14 protein-coding genes are annotated in these 16170 nt (G+C 63.0%); 13 read left to right on the plus strand and 1 reads right to left on the minus strand.

The window, feature by feature from the left end:
- Positions 1–61 precede the first annotated feature (61 nt).
- The 11 genes from RX329_RS14360 (at position 62) to RX329_RS14410 (ending at position 10881) form a co-directional block, all read left to right on the plus strand.
- Positions 62–520, plus strand: a complete 459-nt coding sequence (locus RX329_RS14360; RefSeq protein ID WP_246648545.1) for a flavin reductase family protein — start codon at positions 62–64, stop codon at positions 518–520.
- 113 nt (positions 521–633) lie between these two features.
- A complete protein-coding gene (locus RX329_RS14365) occupies positions 634–1503 on the plus strand; it encodes a branched-chain amino acid ABC transporter permease (protein WP_148754989.1) in 870 nt (289 codons plus the stop codon).
- Positions 1487–2518, plus strand: a complete 1032-nt coding sequence (locus RX329_RS14370) for a branched-chain amino acid ABC transporter permease (RefSeq protein ID WP_007594458.1) — start codon at positions 1487–1489, stop codon at positions 2516–2518. The genes RX329_RS14365 and RX329_RS14370 overlap by 17 nt, the downstream gene beginning before the upstream one ends.
- Entirely contained in the window at positions 2515–3240 is a 726-nt protein-coding gene (locus tag RX329_RS14375; RefSeq protein WP_007594457.1) for an ABC transporter ATP-binding protein, read from the plus strand. Before RX329_RS14370 ends, RX329_RS14375 begins: the two co-directional genes overlap by 4 nt.
- Positions 3233–3952: an ABC transporter ATP-binding protein gene (locus tag RX329_RS14380; protein WP_007594456.1), complete on the plus strand. Its 720-nt coding sequence runs from the start codon at positions 3233–3235 to the stop codon at positions 3950–3952. The genes RX329_RS14375 and RX329_RS14380 overlap by 8 nt, the downstream gene beginning before the upstream one ends.
- Before the next feature lie 105 nt (positions 3953–4057).
- Positions 4058–4822, plus strand: coding sequence for an enoyl-CoA hydratase/isomerase family protein (locus RX329_RS14385; RefSeq protein ID WP_148754957.1), 765 nt, complete (start codon positions 4058–4060; stop codon positions 4820–4822).
- Positions 4823–4826: 4 nt separating this feature from the next.
- Positions 4827–5618, plus strand: a complete 792-nt coding sequence (locus RX329_RS14390; RefSeq protein ID WP_317246021.1) for a creatininase family protein — start codon at positions 4827–4829, stop codon at positions 5616–5618.
- A gap of 167 nt (positions 5619–5785) precedes the next feature.
- Positions 5786–6919 carry an LLM class flavin-dependent oxidoreductase gene (locus RX329_RS14395; RefSeq protein ID WP_007594451.1) on the plus strand — a complete coding sequence of 378 codons (1134 nt, stop codon included), beginning with the start codon at positions 5786–5788 and terminating at the stop codon, positions 6917–6919.
- Between the two features lie 16 nt (positions 6920–6935).
- On the plus strand, positions 6936–7715 hold the full coding sequence (locus RX329_RS14400; protein ID WP_007594449.1) for an enoyl-CoA hydratase/isomerase family protein: 780 nt from the start codon (positions 6936–6938) through the stop codon (positions 7713–7715).
- Between the two features lies 1 nt (position 7716).
- A complete protein-coding gene (locus RX329_RS14405) occupies positions 7717–9582 on the plus strand; it encodes an AMP-dependent synthetase/ligase (protein ID WP_317246022.1) in 1866 nt (621 codons plus the stop codon).
- A gap of 195 nt (positions 9583–9777) precedes the next feature.
- Positions 9778–10881 (plus strand): ABC transporter substrate-binding protein, encoded by a 1104-nt coding sequence (locus tag RX329_RS14410; protein WP_245285905.1) that lies wholly within the window; start codon positions 9778–9780, stop codon positions 10879–10881.
- A 72-nt stretch (positions 10882–10953) separates the two neighbouring features.
- Here RX329_RS14410 and RX329_RS14415 read toward each other — a convergent pair whose 3' ends face one another.
- A complete protein-coding gene (locus RX329_RS14415) occupies positions 10954–11814 on the minus strand; it encodes an AraC family transcriptional regulator (protein ID WP_187435289.1) in 861 nt (286 codons plus the stop codon).
- A 371-nt stretch (positions 11815–12185) separates the two neighbouring features.
- On the opposite strand from RX329_RS14415, the gene mdeB reads away from it, so the two are divergent.
- A complete protein-coding gene (gene mdeB, locus RX329_RS14420; protein WP_317246023.1) occupies positions 12186–14864 on the plus strand; it encodes an alpha-ketoglutarate dehydrogenase in 2679 nt (892 codons plus the stop codon).
- Between the two features lie 17 nt (positions 14865–14881).
- Positions 14882–16162 (plus strand): 2-oxo acid dehydrogenase subunit E2, encoded by a 1281-nt coding sequence (locus RX329_RS14425; RefSeq protein WP_317246024.1) that lies wholly within the window; start codon positions 14882–14884, stop codon positions 16160–16162.
- Positions 16163–16170: the final 8 nt, after the last annotated feature.

Raw genomic sequence — 16170 nt, forward strand, 5'->3', positions numbered from 1 at the left:
GTCCGCAACACCGCCGCTGTCCGAAACGAGCCCACTCGATGCCGCAGCATTCCGCGCTGCAATGCGCAGCGTGCCGGGCACCGTGTCGATCGTCACGGCAGGCCGGGCGCCGAACCGCCATGGTCTGACACTGACGGCGGGCTGCTCACTGTCGGCGGCTCCGCCCAGCGTGCTGGTTTGCGTGAATCGATCTGCCGGTGCGCACGACACCATTCTCAGCAGTCGGTCGTTCTGCTGGAATATTCTGGGGGTCGAGCATCGCGATCTGGCGCTCAAGTTTTCCGGGCAGGACGGCAGCAAGGGCGATATCCGCTTCGGCGACGGTTTGTGGTGCGATCTCAAAACCGGAGCACCGAGTCTGGTCGGCGCGGTCTGCAGCTTCGATTGCCGCGTGGTGAATGCTTACAGCGACAGTAGTCACACCATTTTCACCGGAGAAGTGGTGGCTCAGACCACGAGAGCCGGATGTGAGTCGCTCGTCTACATCGACGGATGTTTCGCCGCGCCAAAGGCGGTCTGAAACACAGACGACGTCAGGCGCCGCTACGTTTCCGCTACAGCCAAGATGGAACCGATCAGCATGCAAGGAAGACGAAGACTTTCCATCGCGCATCCATCAGCGGTCGGTCGCTGATGCTGTCGCTCTGGCTCAATGTCATCGCCGGCGGGGTGCTCATCGGACTGGTTTACGGGCTCGTCGCGCTCGGTCTCACGATCATCTTCGGCGTCATGCGCGTGGTCAATTTCGCTCATGGCGAGATGGTCGTGTTCGGGATCTACATCGGATACTGGACCGTTCGAATTTGGGACGTCCCGATCTTTCTAGCCGCTGCGGTCGCCGCGGTCGTCATGTTCGTGTTCGGCTATCTGCTGGAGACGCTCGTCGTGAAGCGGTTCGTCAACCGGCCGCATCATTATCAGTTTATCGTCTTCATCGGCCTCTCACTGCTTTTCAGCGGCGTATTGCTGATGTCGTTCGGTCCGGATCCGCGGCCGACGGCGTCTCAGCTGTCCTTCCAAACCGTGAGCGTGGGACCGCTCACCTTGGATTGGGCCCGCATCCAGGCGGCCGCTACGGCCGGCCTGCTAATCGCCGCACTGGGAGCCTATCTGAAGTACTCCGCATTCGGCCGATCGCTGCGGGGCGCCGCCAATAATCGACTCGGCGGACTGGTGGTCGGGCTTAATATCCCTCGGGTCTATGCGGTGACCTTCGGCATCGGAGCCGCCTGCGCTGGCGTCGCCGGCGCATTGATCTCGCCGCTGTTCGATGCGCAACCCTATCTCGCCGTCGACTTCACGCTGCTGGCCTTCGTGACGGTGATCGTCGGCGGTCTCGGCAGCTTCGGCGGCGCTCTTCTGGGCGGCCTGACGATCGGAGTCGCCGAAGCGATCGCGGCCTTGATGTTCACGCCGTCGATGAAAACTGCACTCCCTTACGCGCTCCTGATAATCATCCTGATTTTACGTCCGAGGGGGTTTTTCGGTGCAAAGGACATCTGATCAAGCCAGCGACACCAAGCGTTGGGGCGCCGGCGCTCTGGTCTTCGCCGCCCTGGCCATGGTGGGTGGCATGTCCAACGCCTACGTCATCTCGCTTCTGACGATCGTCCTGTTGTTCACCTTCCTGGGACAATCGTGGAACCTGATGCTCGGGATCGGCGGGCAGCTATCCATCGGTCACGCGCTGTTCGTTGGAATCGGTGCGTATGCGGTGGCGATCCTGAACATCAAATACGGCGTCACCCCGTGGATCGGTCTGCTGCTGGGCGCGGTGATTGCGGGCTTCGTCGGCGCGGTGCTGGCGTGGCTGAGCTTCCGCTTCGAGGTCCGTGGCATCTATTTCGCGCTGCTCACGATCGCAGCCGCCGAATTCGCCCGGATCATGTTCGGCGGGTGGGACTATGTCGGCGGCATGCAGGGCCTGTTCTATCAGGCGCCGAGCGGCACGATGGACCTCGGGATGCTGCGCGGTGACGCGCGGTTTTACTACTTCGTCGCGCTCGCGCTTGCGGCCATCGGCGTCGCGGGAACGGAGCTGATCTCGCGGTCCTATTGGGGCTATGTCTGGCGGGCGATGCGGGACGACGACGAGGCCGCCCGCGCGCTGGGGGTGCGGACGTTTCGCCACAAGGTGCTGGTGGTCTCGATATCGGCCGCGACGGCCGCGATCGGCGGCGGCGTCCTGGGCCTGGTGCAGGGCGCGATCTTTCCGGATTCGATCATGGGCATGGCGATCTCGGTCGATGTCCTGATCGGCCCCGTGGTTGGCGGATTGGGCACTGCATTCGGCCCGCTGGTCGGCTCGATGGCCGCGATCCCGCTGCATCACGCCATGGGGGCGCTCGGCGACAGCCTGGGGCTCCCCGGACTGAACAGCGTCGCCTACGGGGCGGTGCTGATCCTGGTCGTGTGGTTTCTGCCCGACGGCATCTGGCCGGCGATCGTCCGGCTCTACGGGGCGATCCAGCTGCCGGCGCGCGGCCGGATCTCACAACTGCGGAAGGCCGAGGAATGACCGCGCTGCTCGAAGTGAAGAACTTGACCAAAGCGTTCGTTGGATTGGTCGCGGTCAATGACGTCAGCTTCTCACTGCAGGCAGGCCGCATCACCGCCCTGATCGGGCCGAACGGCGCCGGCAAGACCACCTGCTTCAATCTCGTCGCCGGGGCGCTGAGACCGACCGCCGGGCAGGTGTTGTTCGAGGGGTGTTCGCTCGAGCGCGAGCCGCCCGAAGCGGTGTGCCGCATGGGCATTGCGCGCACCTTCCAGATCGTCCGGCCGATGAAAGATATGTCGGTGCTCGAGAATGCCATGGTGGGCGCCTTCAGTTGGACGACGAACGTCAAGGAGGCGCGGGACAAGGCGTATGAGTCGCTCGAAAATGTCGGGCTCGCCGGCAAGGCGAATGCCCGGACGGATCAGTTGACGTTGCCCGATCGCAAGATGCTCGAGATGGCGAAGGCGCTCTCGACTCGCCCTAAGTTGCTGCTGCTCGACGAAGTGATGGCGGGGCTGCGTCCGACCGAAGCGGCCGGCGTCGTCGGCGTGCTGCACCGGCTCGCCGAGAGTGGACTGACGATCCTACTGGTCGAGCACGTGATGCGGATCGTGATGGAAGTGGCGTCGACCGTGGTGGTGCTTCACCACGGCGTCAAGATCGCCGAGGGCAAGCCGTCAGAGGTGGTAGCGGATCCTGCGGTGCTGGAAAGTTATCTGGGAGCCGGTTTCCATGCCTGACGACGCGCTTCTCGAAATCGACGACCTGTGCGTGGCTTATGACGGCTCCAATGCGCTGAACGGCGTGTCGCTCCGCATCGGCAAGGGTGAACTGATCTGCGTGGTCGGCGCCAACGGCGCCGGCAAGACCTCTCTGATCCGATCAATCGCGGGGATCGTGCCGTCGTCGCGCGGTTCCGTCAGGATCAACGGAGTCGAAATCTCGCGGCGACCGCCGTGGGACATCTGCGAAATGGGCATCGCTCAGGTCGCCGAGGGCCGCCAGATCTTCAGTGCGCTTTCCGTCGAGGACAATCTGCTGATCGGCGGCTCGCTGAAGCGGGCCAGGCACGACCTGGCAAATACGCTTGATTCCGTCTATCAGCTGTTCGGGCGACTTCGCGAGCGCCGCGACCAGCTCGCCGGCACGCTGTCCGGCGGCGAGCAACAGATGCTGGCGATCGGTCGGGCGATCATGTCGAAGCCAGAAATCGTGATGTTCGACGAGCCGTCGATCGGACTGTCGCCGGCGCTGACCGATGTGATGTTCGGCGTCGTCAAATCCCTTAACGAGCAGGGCATCACGGTCCTTCTCGTCGAGCAGAATGTCGCCAAGTCGCTCGCGATGAGCAGCCGCGGCTATGTGCTCGAGAACGGCTCCGTGGTGTTGCATGGATCTAGCCGCGATCTGCTCGAGAACCCCGATGTCCAGCGCGCCTATCTGGGATTGTGAGGCGCGCCGTCTCGGCGAGGCGTCGGGCGTTGCGGCTCTCGTCGCGCCGCCGTTCGGTCCACCGCTCCCCGGCTGTTGCAGCCGCCTCTCGCTTGGGTCTCATTGATGAACACTGCCACTTCTCTCCTGATCGAGCGTGATCAAGACCTGGTCACGATCACGATGAACCGTCCGCCGGCCAATGCGCTGAATGCGCAACTCATCGTCGAGTTGCTGGAGGCGATCCGGCGCCTTGCCGACGACGAGAATCCGCCCGGTATCGTGCTCACCGGAAGCGGCGACCGCTTCTTCAGCGCAGGCGGCGACATCAAGGAAGTCGTCGGGATCGACGTCGCGAGGCCGCGCATCCGGTTCTTCCACGAACTCCTCGTGGCGATGGAGAACTATCCGGGCCCGATCGTCTGCGCCGTCCGCGGCTATGCGGTCGGAGGCGCCCTGGAGTTTCTGCTGCATGCGGACTATGTTGTGGCCGATGCGGTGTGCAAGATTGGATTTCCGGAAATCAACCATGGCCTGCTGCCGGTGACCAAAGGCATGCGCCGGGCCGTCGAGAAGCTCGGCGTGCGGGCGGCGCAAGAGCTGCTCTACTGGGGCGAGCTCGTCGGCGCGGAGCGCGCCGTGGCGATCGGCGCCGTGAATGAGATCGTCCCGACCGAGGAGGTCGCGTCCCGTGCGCGAGACGTGTGCGGCGTGTTGCGGCAGAAAGACCGCAAGCTGTTCCATGCCATCAAGCGATCGCTCAACCTCACCGCGCAAATGAGCGATCAGGCGCTCGAAAAAATGACCGTGGCCGACCTCGATGCCTATGTCACAGCCGAGAGCTCAACCAACGCGCGTGCGAGATTTTTGTCGAAGAACAGTAAGGGCTGAGCCGATGACGCGCGGATATCCCGATCAGATCTATCTGGAGCAGATGAGCCACGAGGAAGTCGCCGCGGCGCTGGCCGATGGGTGCACGACGGTAGTGATCCCGCTGGGGGCCGTCGAGCAGCATGGGCCGCATTTGTCTTTGGGCATGGATGCGGATCATGCCGATGCTCTGGCCGAGCGGATCGCGCGCAGCCGCGGCAACACGCTGGTGGCGCCGACCATCACGGTCGGCTGCTCGTCTCACCATCTGCCATTCGCGGGTACGATCTCGCTACGGCCGGAGACGCTGGAAGCGATTTGTGTCGATTATTGCACAAGCCTGGCGCGGCACGGCTTCAAGCGTATCCTGATTCACTCGGGTCACATCGGCAATTTTCCGGTCCTGAAGGACATGCTCGGTCGCTTGCGCGAGGCCGTCCCCTCGGATGTCGAGATCCTGGCGTTCTTCGACTCGACGAAATGGATCGACACGTGGCGCGATGCGGTGCGCGAAGCCGGAGGAGACGTGTCGGCCGTCGGCGGGCACGCCGACATCGCCGAGACGTCGCTGATGATGGTCATTAGGCCCGACAGCGTCAGACCGGACCGCTTCGAGGTGGGCCATCTTGGCGGCTTGTCGGAGGCTGATCTCGAGCTGATGTGGAAGAACGGCATCCGATCGGTTTCGCAGAACGGCGTGATCGGAAGTCCGATCGGCTCGAGCTACGCCATCGGCGAAGCGTGCCTCGCGGCGGTCGCCGAGTTGCTGATCAAGACCTTCGATAGCGAGGCCGTAGCCGCTAGCGCCCGCCGTTGACGGTCAGCCCGTCCGCTGCGTGGCGAAGCTTCCCGGGGCGTCTGCCATGTTGCGAATGCTGACAGCATAAAATTCGGAAAGCGTTACTACGCAACGCGGCTTTCGGGCGAAAATATCGCCACGCCTATGAAACCCTGTGCCATCTCGCAAGCTAAAAGGATTGAGACATGGCACTTACGTTTGGGTTCTGGTCTGAACAGGAAACCCAGGTCGGCCACAGTTACTCGCGCAGGCTTCACGAACTGGTCGACGAAGTCCGTCTGGCCGAGAAGGTCGGCTTCGACTGCGTCGCGCTCTCCGAGCAGCACGTGGCACTGGGCGGGATCTCGAGCTCGGCGCCCGAAGTGGTGTTCGGCTATCTGGCCGCGGTGACGTCGCGCGTCAAGCTGCGCGCGGCGGTGACGCTGATGCCGCAGCGCATCAATCACGCCTTGCGTTCGGCCGAGCGGCTTGCCGTGACCGACATCCTGTCCAACGGCCGCATGGAATTCTACGGCGGCCGCGCCAACACCACCATCGCGATGCGGGCGTTCAACGTCGATCCGAATGAAACGCTGGCGCAGATGGAAGAAGGACTGGCGCTGCTGAAAACGGCGATGCGCCAGGACATTTTCACGTTTGACGGCAAGTACTACCAGATCCCTCCGCGCCAGCTGGTTCCGAAGCCGCTGCAGAAGCCGCATCCGGTGATCGGGATCGCGGCGACCAGCGAGCGCAGTCATCTCTGGGCGGCCTCGCAGGGCTTCGCCGTGATGAGCAGCAACATCTATCAGGGCTGGGAAGCTCAGCAGAAGCTGATCGACGCCTATCAAAAGAACTGGAAGTGCGACGCGGAGGGACCGCTGCAGCGTCCGCGTATCGGCATTCCGCTGTTCATCGGCATCGGGAAAACGGACGAGCAGGCCAAGGCAGATTATGCCGGCCCGCTAATGCACTATGCCAAGATCTCGACCGATGCCTATCCGCGTCTCGCGGCGATTGCCGACGACTACAAATACATGGGGGAGAGCGTGCCGTCGATGGAGCGCGCCGCCAACGACTGGGACTATCTGGTCAACGAGTCGGCCACGACGGTGTGCGGCAGCCCCGATACGGTCATTCGTCAGATCGAGAAGTTCGAGGCCATGGGTATCGACGAGGTGCTGCTGCACATGGACTCTGTCCCGCACGAAAAGATCATGGAGGCGATCGACATGGTCGGTCGCTACGTCATCCCGCATTTCAACGACGGGAACAATGTCGTACGGCCGACCGAGGAGATCCTCGGGCAGATCCGGCTGATGCGGACCCAGAAGCAGTAATCGAACGGTGAAATCAATGTCGCAATACGGCTACAAGTACCTGATCGTCGAGCAGCGCGCCACTGGCGTCGCGATCGTCACGATGAACCGCCCGGAGATCCTCAACGCGATCAACTGGGAGATGCACGAGGAGCTCGAAGACGTCTTCGTCAAGCTGGATCACGACAGTTCTGTCAACGCGATCGTTCTCACCGGTGCGGGCCGCGGATTTTGCTCTGGTGGCGATCAGAAGTCGCTGGATAAGGGAACGCTGCCGTCCCCTACGCGCAGCGGTCGCCACCTCATCCGCAACATGCTGGAAGTCGAAGTGCCGATCGTCGCGGCCGTCAACGGTGTCGCGGTCGGCCTGGGTGCCACGCTCGCGCTGTTCTGCGACGTGATCTATGCGAGCTCGACAGCCCGTTTCGCCGACACGCACGTCAATGCCGGCGTCGTCGCGGGCGATGGCGGCGCGGTGATCTGGCCGCTGCTGATGGGGCCGGTACGCGCGAAGCACTATCTGATGACCGGCGAATTCATCTCCGCCGAGAAAGCGGCTGCTATCGGCATGATCAACGAGGTGGTCGCAGACGGCAACGTTCTCGATGCCGCGATCGAATACGCCGAACTGCTGGCAAGCGGGCCGAAGGAATCGATCGTGTGGACCAAGTACAGCGTCAACAAGATCATCAAGCAGTACGCCCACCTTCTGCTCGACACCTCTGCGGCGCTGGAGATGTTGACGTTCAAGTCGCCCGAGCGGGCCGAGGCGGTTGCCGCATTCGCAGCCAAGCGCAAGCGTTTCGCGGAGCGCTGAGATGAACGTCGCTGAGATGACATCCGGCGCCCAGTTGGCGGATACGACCGTCGTGCAGCTTTTGGCCGCGCGACTCGCGGAGCGGTCCGACAAGATCGCCTTGCAACAAAAGCGTCACGGCGCCTGGACCGCCATGACGTGGGGCGCCTATGCGCAGCGTGTCGTGAACCTGGCCAGCGCGCTGCGGCGTGCTGGTCTCGAGCGCGGCGATCGGGTCGCGATCATGGGCGATTCGTCCGAGGAATGGCTGATCGCGGACATGGCCACGATGTGCGCCGGCGGCGTCATGGTGGGCGTGTACTTCACCTCGTCACCCGAAGAAGTGGCTTACTGCTTCACGGATTCAGGCGCGAAGTTCGCGTTCGTCGGCGGGGAGCCGCAGCTTCGCATCGTGCTCGCCTCCGGTCGGGCCGAGCAGCTCCGCGGCATCATCGTGCTCGACCTGGATTGGACCGGCGAGGCCTCGGCGTCGATCAAGTCGCTGGCCGACTTTGTTGGAGCACTCGATGTCGATGCGCATGACTATCTGCAGAAGGAGAGCGCGACAGCAAAGGCGTCCGATGTCGTCAGCATCGGCTATACGTCCGGGACGACCGGAAACCCCAAAGGCGCCATGCTGACGCACCTTTCCATTCTCGCCGGCGTTCATTGCATCACCCTGTTCGGCCCCAGCATGCGCGAAGAGGAGCACCGGGTGGTCGTGCATTTGCCGATGTCGCACACCGTGGCGCGCGGGCAGGCGACCACGTTGCCGCTGATCGCCGACGCAGTTCCATATTTCGGCGAGACGACCGCGGATTTCGCCCAGACGATCAAAGAGGTGAAGCCGACCTACTATATGGCGCCGCCGCGGTTCTACCAGCGCTTTGCGACACAGATCCTCAGTAAGGTGCATCCCGCCGGGGAAGCGGGAGATCAGAACTACACGCTCGCCATGACGATCGCGCGCAGGGCGCTCGAAGACCGTCAGCGCGGCCACGAGGATGCCTTCGTCTCGAAACTGTTCGCGGCCTGCCGCGAGCAAGTGTTCCTACCGCTGCTCGCGGAGGTCGGTTTCGACGAGCTGAAGGTCGCGTTCACCTCGTCGGCGGCGATGCCGTCCGAGCTGATGTCGCTGTGGCAGTTGTGGGGCTTGCAGCTCAAGGAGTGCTACGGCCAGACCGAACTGGTCGGTGCCAATCTGGTGCAGATGGCGGAGTGGCCGAAGGCCGGCAACGTCGGGGTCCCTCTGCCGGATCCGGCCTGGGAAACCGCCGTGCTCCAGGACGGCGAGATGATCGTCCGTGGACCGGGATTGTTCGCGGGCTATTGGAACAAGCCGGACGAGACGAAAGCGGCGCTTCGCGACGGCTGGCTCTACACCGGCGACATCGTCGAAGTGTCGCCGGAAGGAACCTTCAAGCTTGTCGACCGGAAGAAGGAGATCATCAACACGTCGAACGGCAAATCGATCAGCCCGACTCAGATCGAAAACGAGCTGAGGCACAGCCCGTTCATCTCCGAGGCGGCTGTGATCGGCGAGGGGCGAAAATATCTCACCGCCCTGATCGAAGTGGATGCCACCGCCACAATGGACTGGGCGAAGTCGCGCGACGACAAGATCGCGAGTTACGCGGACCTGGCAGGCTCCGAGATCGTCAACCGGCTGATCGAGGCGGAGATCGGCAAGGCCAACGGAAGGCTGGCGCGAGCCGAGCAGATCAAGGCGTTCCGCATTCTGCCGGAGGAGCTGTCGCTCGAGAACGGCGTGATGACGCCGACGCGGAAGAAGCGTCGCAAGCAGATCAACGAGCGCTATCAGTCGCTGATCGCGTCGCTCTACGACGAATCCGAGGAGAAATTGATCAAGGCCGAGATGGGCCTTTGACGTCGGCGGCCGCTCCTCAAACGTACGAAACCACTAGTCGAGAAAGATTTCACCCCTTAGCAACAGGACATTGAGATGACCAAGCGAAGCGGAATCACGCGGCGGACGATTGTAGGAAGCGGATTGGGAATTGCGGCAGGCCTGGTATCTAGGCCATCGTTTGCGGCGAACACGAAGGTGAAGGTGGGAGCGATCATGCCCAGCAGCGGCGTGCTGGCGTTTCCCGGTCAAGCCTGCGTGCGCGGCATCGATCTCGGCGTCAAATTCGCGCGTGAGAAGTTCGGCCTCGACATCGAGATCGTTCACGCCGATACGCAAAGCCGTCCGGAGAACGGTCGGATTGCCGCCGAGAGCCTGATCCGGCAGGGCTGCACCGTGCTGATCGGCGCGTGGGATTCCGGCGCCACCATTTCGGCGTTGCAGGCCTGCGAGGCCGCCAAGGTGCCCATGGTGGTCCACATCGCGAGCGCTACCCAGGTGACTTCGCAGGGCTTCACACAGGTGTTCCGCTATTATCCCACGTCGCTGACCATCGTGCGGCAATCGCTGACCGAGCTGAAGTCCGTGCTCGGCACGCTGAAGGATCCGCCGAGCAGCGCGGTCGTTCTCCATCTCAACAACACGATGGGGCAGTCGACGGCGGCCAGCATCGATCAGGCGTGGAAGGAAGTGGATGTTCCGCTCAAGATCGCGCAGTACATTGCCTATGACGAGAAAGCGAAGGATCTGTCGGTAGAGGTCGCCAAGGCGAAAGCGTCGGGTGCCGATGCTTTGATCTCGGTCACGCGCGTCAACGACGCGATCATGATCGCGCGCGAATGCATCAAGCAGGGCTGGGACCCAAAGATGGTGTTTTCGCCCAACTCCAACGGCGTGTCGGACAAGGCGTATCACGACGCGCTCGGAAAGTATGGTGACGGTCCGATTCTGTCGGCGTTGTGGCTCAATCCCAAGGGCGCCGAGACCGACAAGATCGTGAAGATGTTCGCGGCCGACTACCCGAATGACTGGTTCGATGCCAATGCGGGCTGCGCGTTCGAGGCGGTGCAGATCGTCGCAGACGCCGTGACGCGGGCGGCGTCGCCGGAGTCGGCGGCGATTCACGGCGCGCTCAAGAAGACCGACATGAAGCCGATCCTGATGTACGGCGACAACACCAAGTTCGACGAGACCGGCCAGAACATCCACTGTTCGATGGTGATGCTGCAGGGTTTGAAAGGCAGGCCGCGGGTGGTGGCTCCAAAGGCCATTGCGGAAGTGTCGCTCGAGTATCCGCTTGCGCCTTACAGCAAACGCTGACGTCGTTACGGGCGGCCCCACGAAAGCGTCGTGGGGTCGCGGTCGTCAAAGGCTCAGGCAGGGACGTGCGAACTAGGGCAAACCGTCCGAATTGATCAGGCGCGACCGCTCGGCAAGGAAGCGGCGGGGGCTCTTTCCCATCGTCTTCTTGAACATCGTGATGAATGCGCTGGGCGTTTCGTAGCCCAGTTCGAGCGACACAGCCTGGACCGAAGTGCCCGCCGTGAGGCGTTGCATGGCGATCAGAATGTGGAGACGCTGGCGCCAGCGCCCGAAGGTCATCCCTGTTTCCTTGGCGATGAAGCGTGCGAACGTACTCTCGCTCATCGCGTAGCGCGAGGCGACTTCGTCCATCGTGCTGCGGTCGCCCGGATTATTTAACAAGGAGGTCGCGAGGTGTTGAAGACGGGCGTCGGGGGAGATCGGCAGATACATTTCATCCGTTGTCGACATCTGCACGAGTTCGTCGAGCAAAACGCGGCCGAGACGGCTGGTTGGTCCTTCCAGCGGATAGAGCGGTGGGAACACCGAGAGACGGTGGATCAATTCGCGCACCAGCGACGTGATCATCAGCGTGCAGCAGGTCCGCGGCAGCATGCTGACCTGCGGATCGATGAACACGGTGTAGAGTTTGCCGAAATCGGCCACGCAATTGCTGTGCTGCACGCCGGCCGGGATCCATACCGCGCCTTGCGGAGGCACGATCCACAAGCCGCCAGGCGCCCGGCACATCACCGAGCCATGAGATGCGACGACCAATTGGCCTTTGCGGTGTGAGTGCAGCGGCAGATCGTCGTTGTCTTTGCTGGTTTCGAGACAGAATGAAGTGACGGGACGATCGAACTGATCCGGATCGACAGGATCATAGTTGATCCGAAGATCGGGCAGATCCATTCGCGCAAATTCGCGATCGAACTCGGTCTCGGGCGGCATTTCAATCCTGCCAATTCGTCAAGTCGGTCAAGCTTTGATGCAGATCCTGCTGCTAGCCGAGGTTAGCTGTTTTGAAAGGTCAGGTCACTAGTCGCGGCGAGCCGTCGAGTTCGCTGATCTGCGACAAGATGCCCGCTACTGCGGCGTGAGCGCTGAGCGATGCGGCATGCTGCGCCGTGACCAAGCGGGAGCACCTGTCAGGCGGCCGACGGCTCGATCACTCGCCCGATTAAACCAACAGCAGAGAATGCTGCAATGCGAGCCTCGGCGTCCCGCCGGAGCCGGGCAATCTGTCGGAACGCGGCCGTATTCAGCAGCACGTGCCATAGCACCCGATGCTACCAAGTGCGGGCTTTCGAGGAGCCCCACGCATGACTGCACACATCGATCCGCCACGCAAGGCCGTCAACGCCGATCAGGATGCGGTCGAAACCGCCGATTGGCTCGCCTCGCTTGGATCGCTCCACCACAGCGCCGGTGCCGAGCGCGTGCGATACATCCTGGCTGCGCTCGATCGGCGTGCGAAGGAGCTCGGCGTTCTGCTGGACTCTCCGCCGTTCTCGCCCTATCGAAATTCGATTCCGCTTGAGCAGCAGAAGCCCTACCCCGGCGACATCGCGATCGAGACCCGCCTGACGGCAATCATTCGCTGGAACGCGCTCGCGATGGTGGTCCGTGCCAACAAGGCCTATGGGGAACTCGGCGGGCACGTCGCCAGCTACGCCTCGGCGGCAGAGATCTTCGAAGTCGGTTTCAATCATTTCTTTCGCGCGTCAAGCTCCGAGTCGGAGGGGGACTTGGTGTATTTCCAGCCGCATTCGTCTCCTGGAGTCTATGCACGAGCGTATCTCGAAGGCCGATTGTCGGACGAAAATTTGAAGCTGTATCGCCAGGAACTGAGTGGCCCCGGTCTGTCGTCCTATCCGCATCCCTGGCTGATGCCAGAGTTCTGGCAGGTGCCGTCGGCGTCGATGGGCCTCGGCCCGATCAGCGCGATCTACCAGGCGCGGTTCATGAAGTATCTGCAGCATCGCGGCCTGGTGCAGACGGCTGGTCGTCACGTCTGGGGTGTGTTCGGCGACGGCGAGATGGACGAGCCGGAATCGATCGCCGGGCTCGCCCTGGCGGCACGGGAAAATCTCGACAACCTCACCTTCGTCGTCAATTGCAACCTGCAGCGCCTGGATGGGCCGGTCCGCGGCAACGGGCAGGTGATTCAGGAACTCGAATCACTTTTCCAGGGCGCCGGCTGGAACGTCATCAAGGTGCTGTGGGGATCGGACTGGGACGATATCTTCGCGCGCGATATCAAGCATGCGCTGCTGCGCAAATTCGCCGACACCGTCGATGGCAAATATCAGACGCTCGGCGCCAAGGATGGGGCCTACAACCTCGCCAACTTCTTCAGCGAGGATCCCGAGGTCCGGGCGCTAGTTGCGCACATGTCGGACGCGGATATCGACGGCCTGAAGCGCGGTGGCCACGACTTCAAGAAGCTGTTCGCGGCCTTTGCCGCCGCGAAGGACATTAAGGGTCGGCCGACCGTCATTCTGGCGAAGACCAAGAAGGGCTACGGCATGGGCGGCGCCGGCGAGTCGCGCATGACGTCGCACCAGGCCAAGAAGCTCGACGTCGACGCGCTGTATGCGTTCCGCGACCGGTTCGCCCTGCCGCTCAGCAACAAACAAGTCGAGGATCTGGAATTCTTCAGGCCTGCGGAAGACAGCGCGGAAATTCAGTACCTACGCGCCCGTCGCGCGGCACTCGGTGGGTACATGCCGGCGCGGCGACGCGCTTCGGCGGCGCTGCCAGTGCCGCCGCTGCAAACCTACGCGGAGTTCGCGCTGCGCGGCGACGGCAAGGAGACGTCGACCACGATGGCGATCGTGCGGCTGTTCACCAATTTGCTCAAGGACAAAACGCTCGGCCCGCGCATCGTTCCGATCGTCGCCGACGAAGCCCGCACTTTCGGAATGGCGAACCTGTTCAGACAGGTCGGCATCTACTCGCCGGCGGGACAGCTCTACGAGCCGGAAGATGCCGGTTCGATGCTGTACTACAAGGAAGCGATCGACGGTCAATTGCTGGAGGAGGGGATCACCGAGGCGGGGGCGATTTCGTCATGGACCGCGGCGGCGACCTCCTACAGCATCCATAACTTCCCGTTGCTGCCGTTCTATATCTACTATTCGATGTTCGGCTTTCAGCGGGTCGGCGATCTGATCTGGGCGGCGGCGGACCAGCGCGCGCGTGGCTTTTTGATCGGGGCGACGGCCGGCCGGACGACGCTCGGCGGCGAAGGCTTGCAGCATCAGGACGGGTCCAGCCATCTGATGGCGGCGACCGTTCCGAACTGCCGGGCCTACGATCCGGCATTCTCCTACGAGGTGGCCGTCATCGTCGATCACGGCATGCGGTCGATGCTCGAGCAGGGCAACGACGAGTTCTATTACCTCACGGCGATGAACGAGAACTATGCGCAGCCCTCGATGCCCGACGATGCACGCGACGGCATCATCAAGGGTCTCTATCGGGTTCTGCCGAGCGCTGACGGGCCGGCGAAGATCAGGCTGGTCGGCTCGGGCGCCATTCTCCCGGAGGCGCTCGCCGCCGCAGCGATGCTGCAAAGCGAATGGAAAGTGGCCTGTGAAGTCTGGTCGGCAACGAGCTTTTCCGAGCTGGCGCGGGAGGCGCGCGATGTGGAGCGAACTAATCGGCTCTCGCCGCTGTCGACCCCGGTCGAGAGCCACGTCGTACAATGCCTCGGCGGCAAGGTGCCGATCGTCGCGGCATCGGATTATGTCCGGGCGTATCCGCAACTGATCGGTTCTTACATCGAGGCGCCCTATACGGTGCTGGGCACCGACGGCTTCGGGCGCAGCGATACACGCGCCGCGCTGAGATCGTTCTTCGAGGTCGATCGCAAGCAGATCGTCGTTGCGGCGCTGTCGGCACTGGCAAAATTGGGTCAAGTGGCGCGTGAGCAGGTCGCCGAAGCCATCGCCAGCTACGAATTGCCGACCGGCGTTGCATCGCCTTGGTCGCGCTGAGAGAGGGCGAAGCGCGCATGTCTCGTTCAATTGAAGTCGTTCTGCCAGATATTGGGGACTACAAGGATGTCCCGGTAGTCGAAATCAATGTGTCGGTCGGCGACGAGGTCACGATCGACATGCCGTTGCTGTCGATCGAGTCCGACAAGGCGACGATGGAGGTGCCATCCCCAGCCGCAGGCACGGTGGCCAAACTGATGATCGACGTCGGGGTGCGGGTTTCTCAAGGTTCGGTTCTGATGGTCCTCGAAGGTCGCGGCGAATGCACCGCGCCTCCGCCGGCGACTGCGTCGGCACCGCTGGTGGAGCAACGGATCTCGCAGCAGGAGGCGCTGTCACGGCCGGCGCCCGCGGCTCCAGTCGATGACTCGCGAGCACGTGCACAGCAGCCGCAGCCTAGCGGGGCGGCGCATGCATCGCCGTCGGTCCGCGCTTTGGCGCGTGAGCTCGGGGTGACGCTGGACTCTGTCGTGCCCACAGGCCCCAAGGGCCGGATTTTGCGCGAGGATGTGGCGGCCTTCGTCAACGGACTGGGGCGATCGAGACCGGCGATGGCGCCTGAGCCCGGCGCCCCGGTCGATTGGCCCAAGGTGGATTTCGAGAGGTACGGCGCGGTCGAGCGCCTGCCGCTGACACGGATCCAGAAGCTGACCGGTACGAACCTCTCGCGCAACTGGAGCGTCATTCCCCATGTAACGAATTTCGACAGAGCGGATGTGACCGACGCCGAAGCCTTTCGTCAGCTCGCCAATGCCGAGGCCGCGAAGGACACGGCGAAGCTCACCATGGTGTCGCTGCTGATCAAGGCCGCGGCCTTGGCGCTGCAGAAATACCCGCGCTTCAATTCGTCGCTCGATGGCGATGAGTTGATCCTCAAGCACTACGTCCACATCGGCGTCGCTGTCGACACGCCGAGAGGTCTGGTCGTGCCGGTGATCCGGGACTGCGATAAGAAGGGCCTTCGGCAGATTGCCGCGGAGATGCGCTCGCTCGCCGACAAGGCGCACGCGGGGCAGCTCGCGTCGGGCGACATGCAGGGCGGCTGTTTCTCGGTGTCGTCTCTCGGCGGCATCGGCGGTCAGGGATTTACGCCCATTATCAACGCGCCCGAGGTGGCGATCCTCGGCGCCGGGCGGGCCGCCACCGAGGCGGTCTGGAACGGCCGCGAGTTTGAACCGCGCCTCATCCTTCCGATGAGTCTGTCGTGGGATCACCGGGTCGTCGACGGCGTGGCTGGGGCCCGGTTCCTGGGCTTCGTCGCGTCGGTGCTCTCCGATCTGCGGCGCTTCGCATTGTGAGGACGCAG

It is taken from the genome of Bradyrhizobium sp. BWC-3-1, assembly GCF_032917965.1.
GTDB lineage: Bacteria > Pseudomonadota > Alphaproteobacteria > Rhizobiales > Xanthobacteraceae > Bradyrhizobium > Bradyrhizobium canariense_D.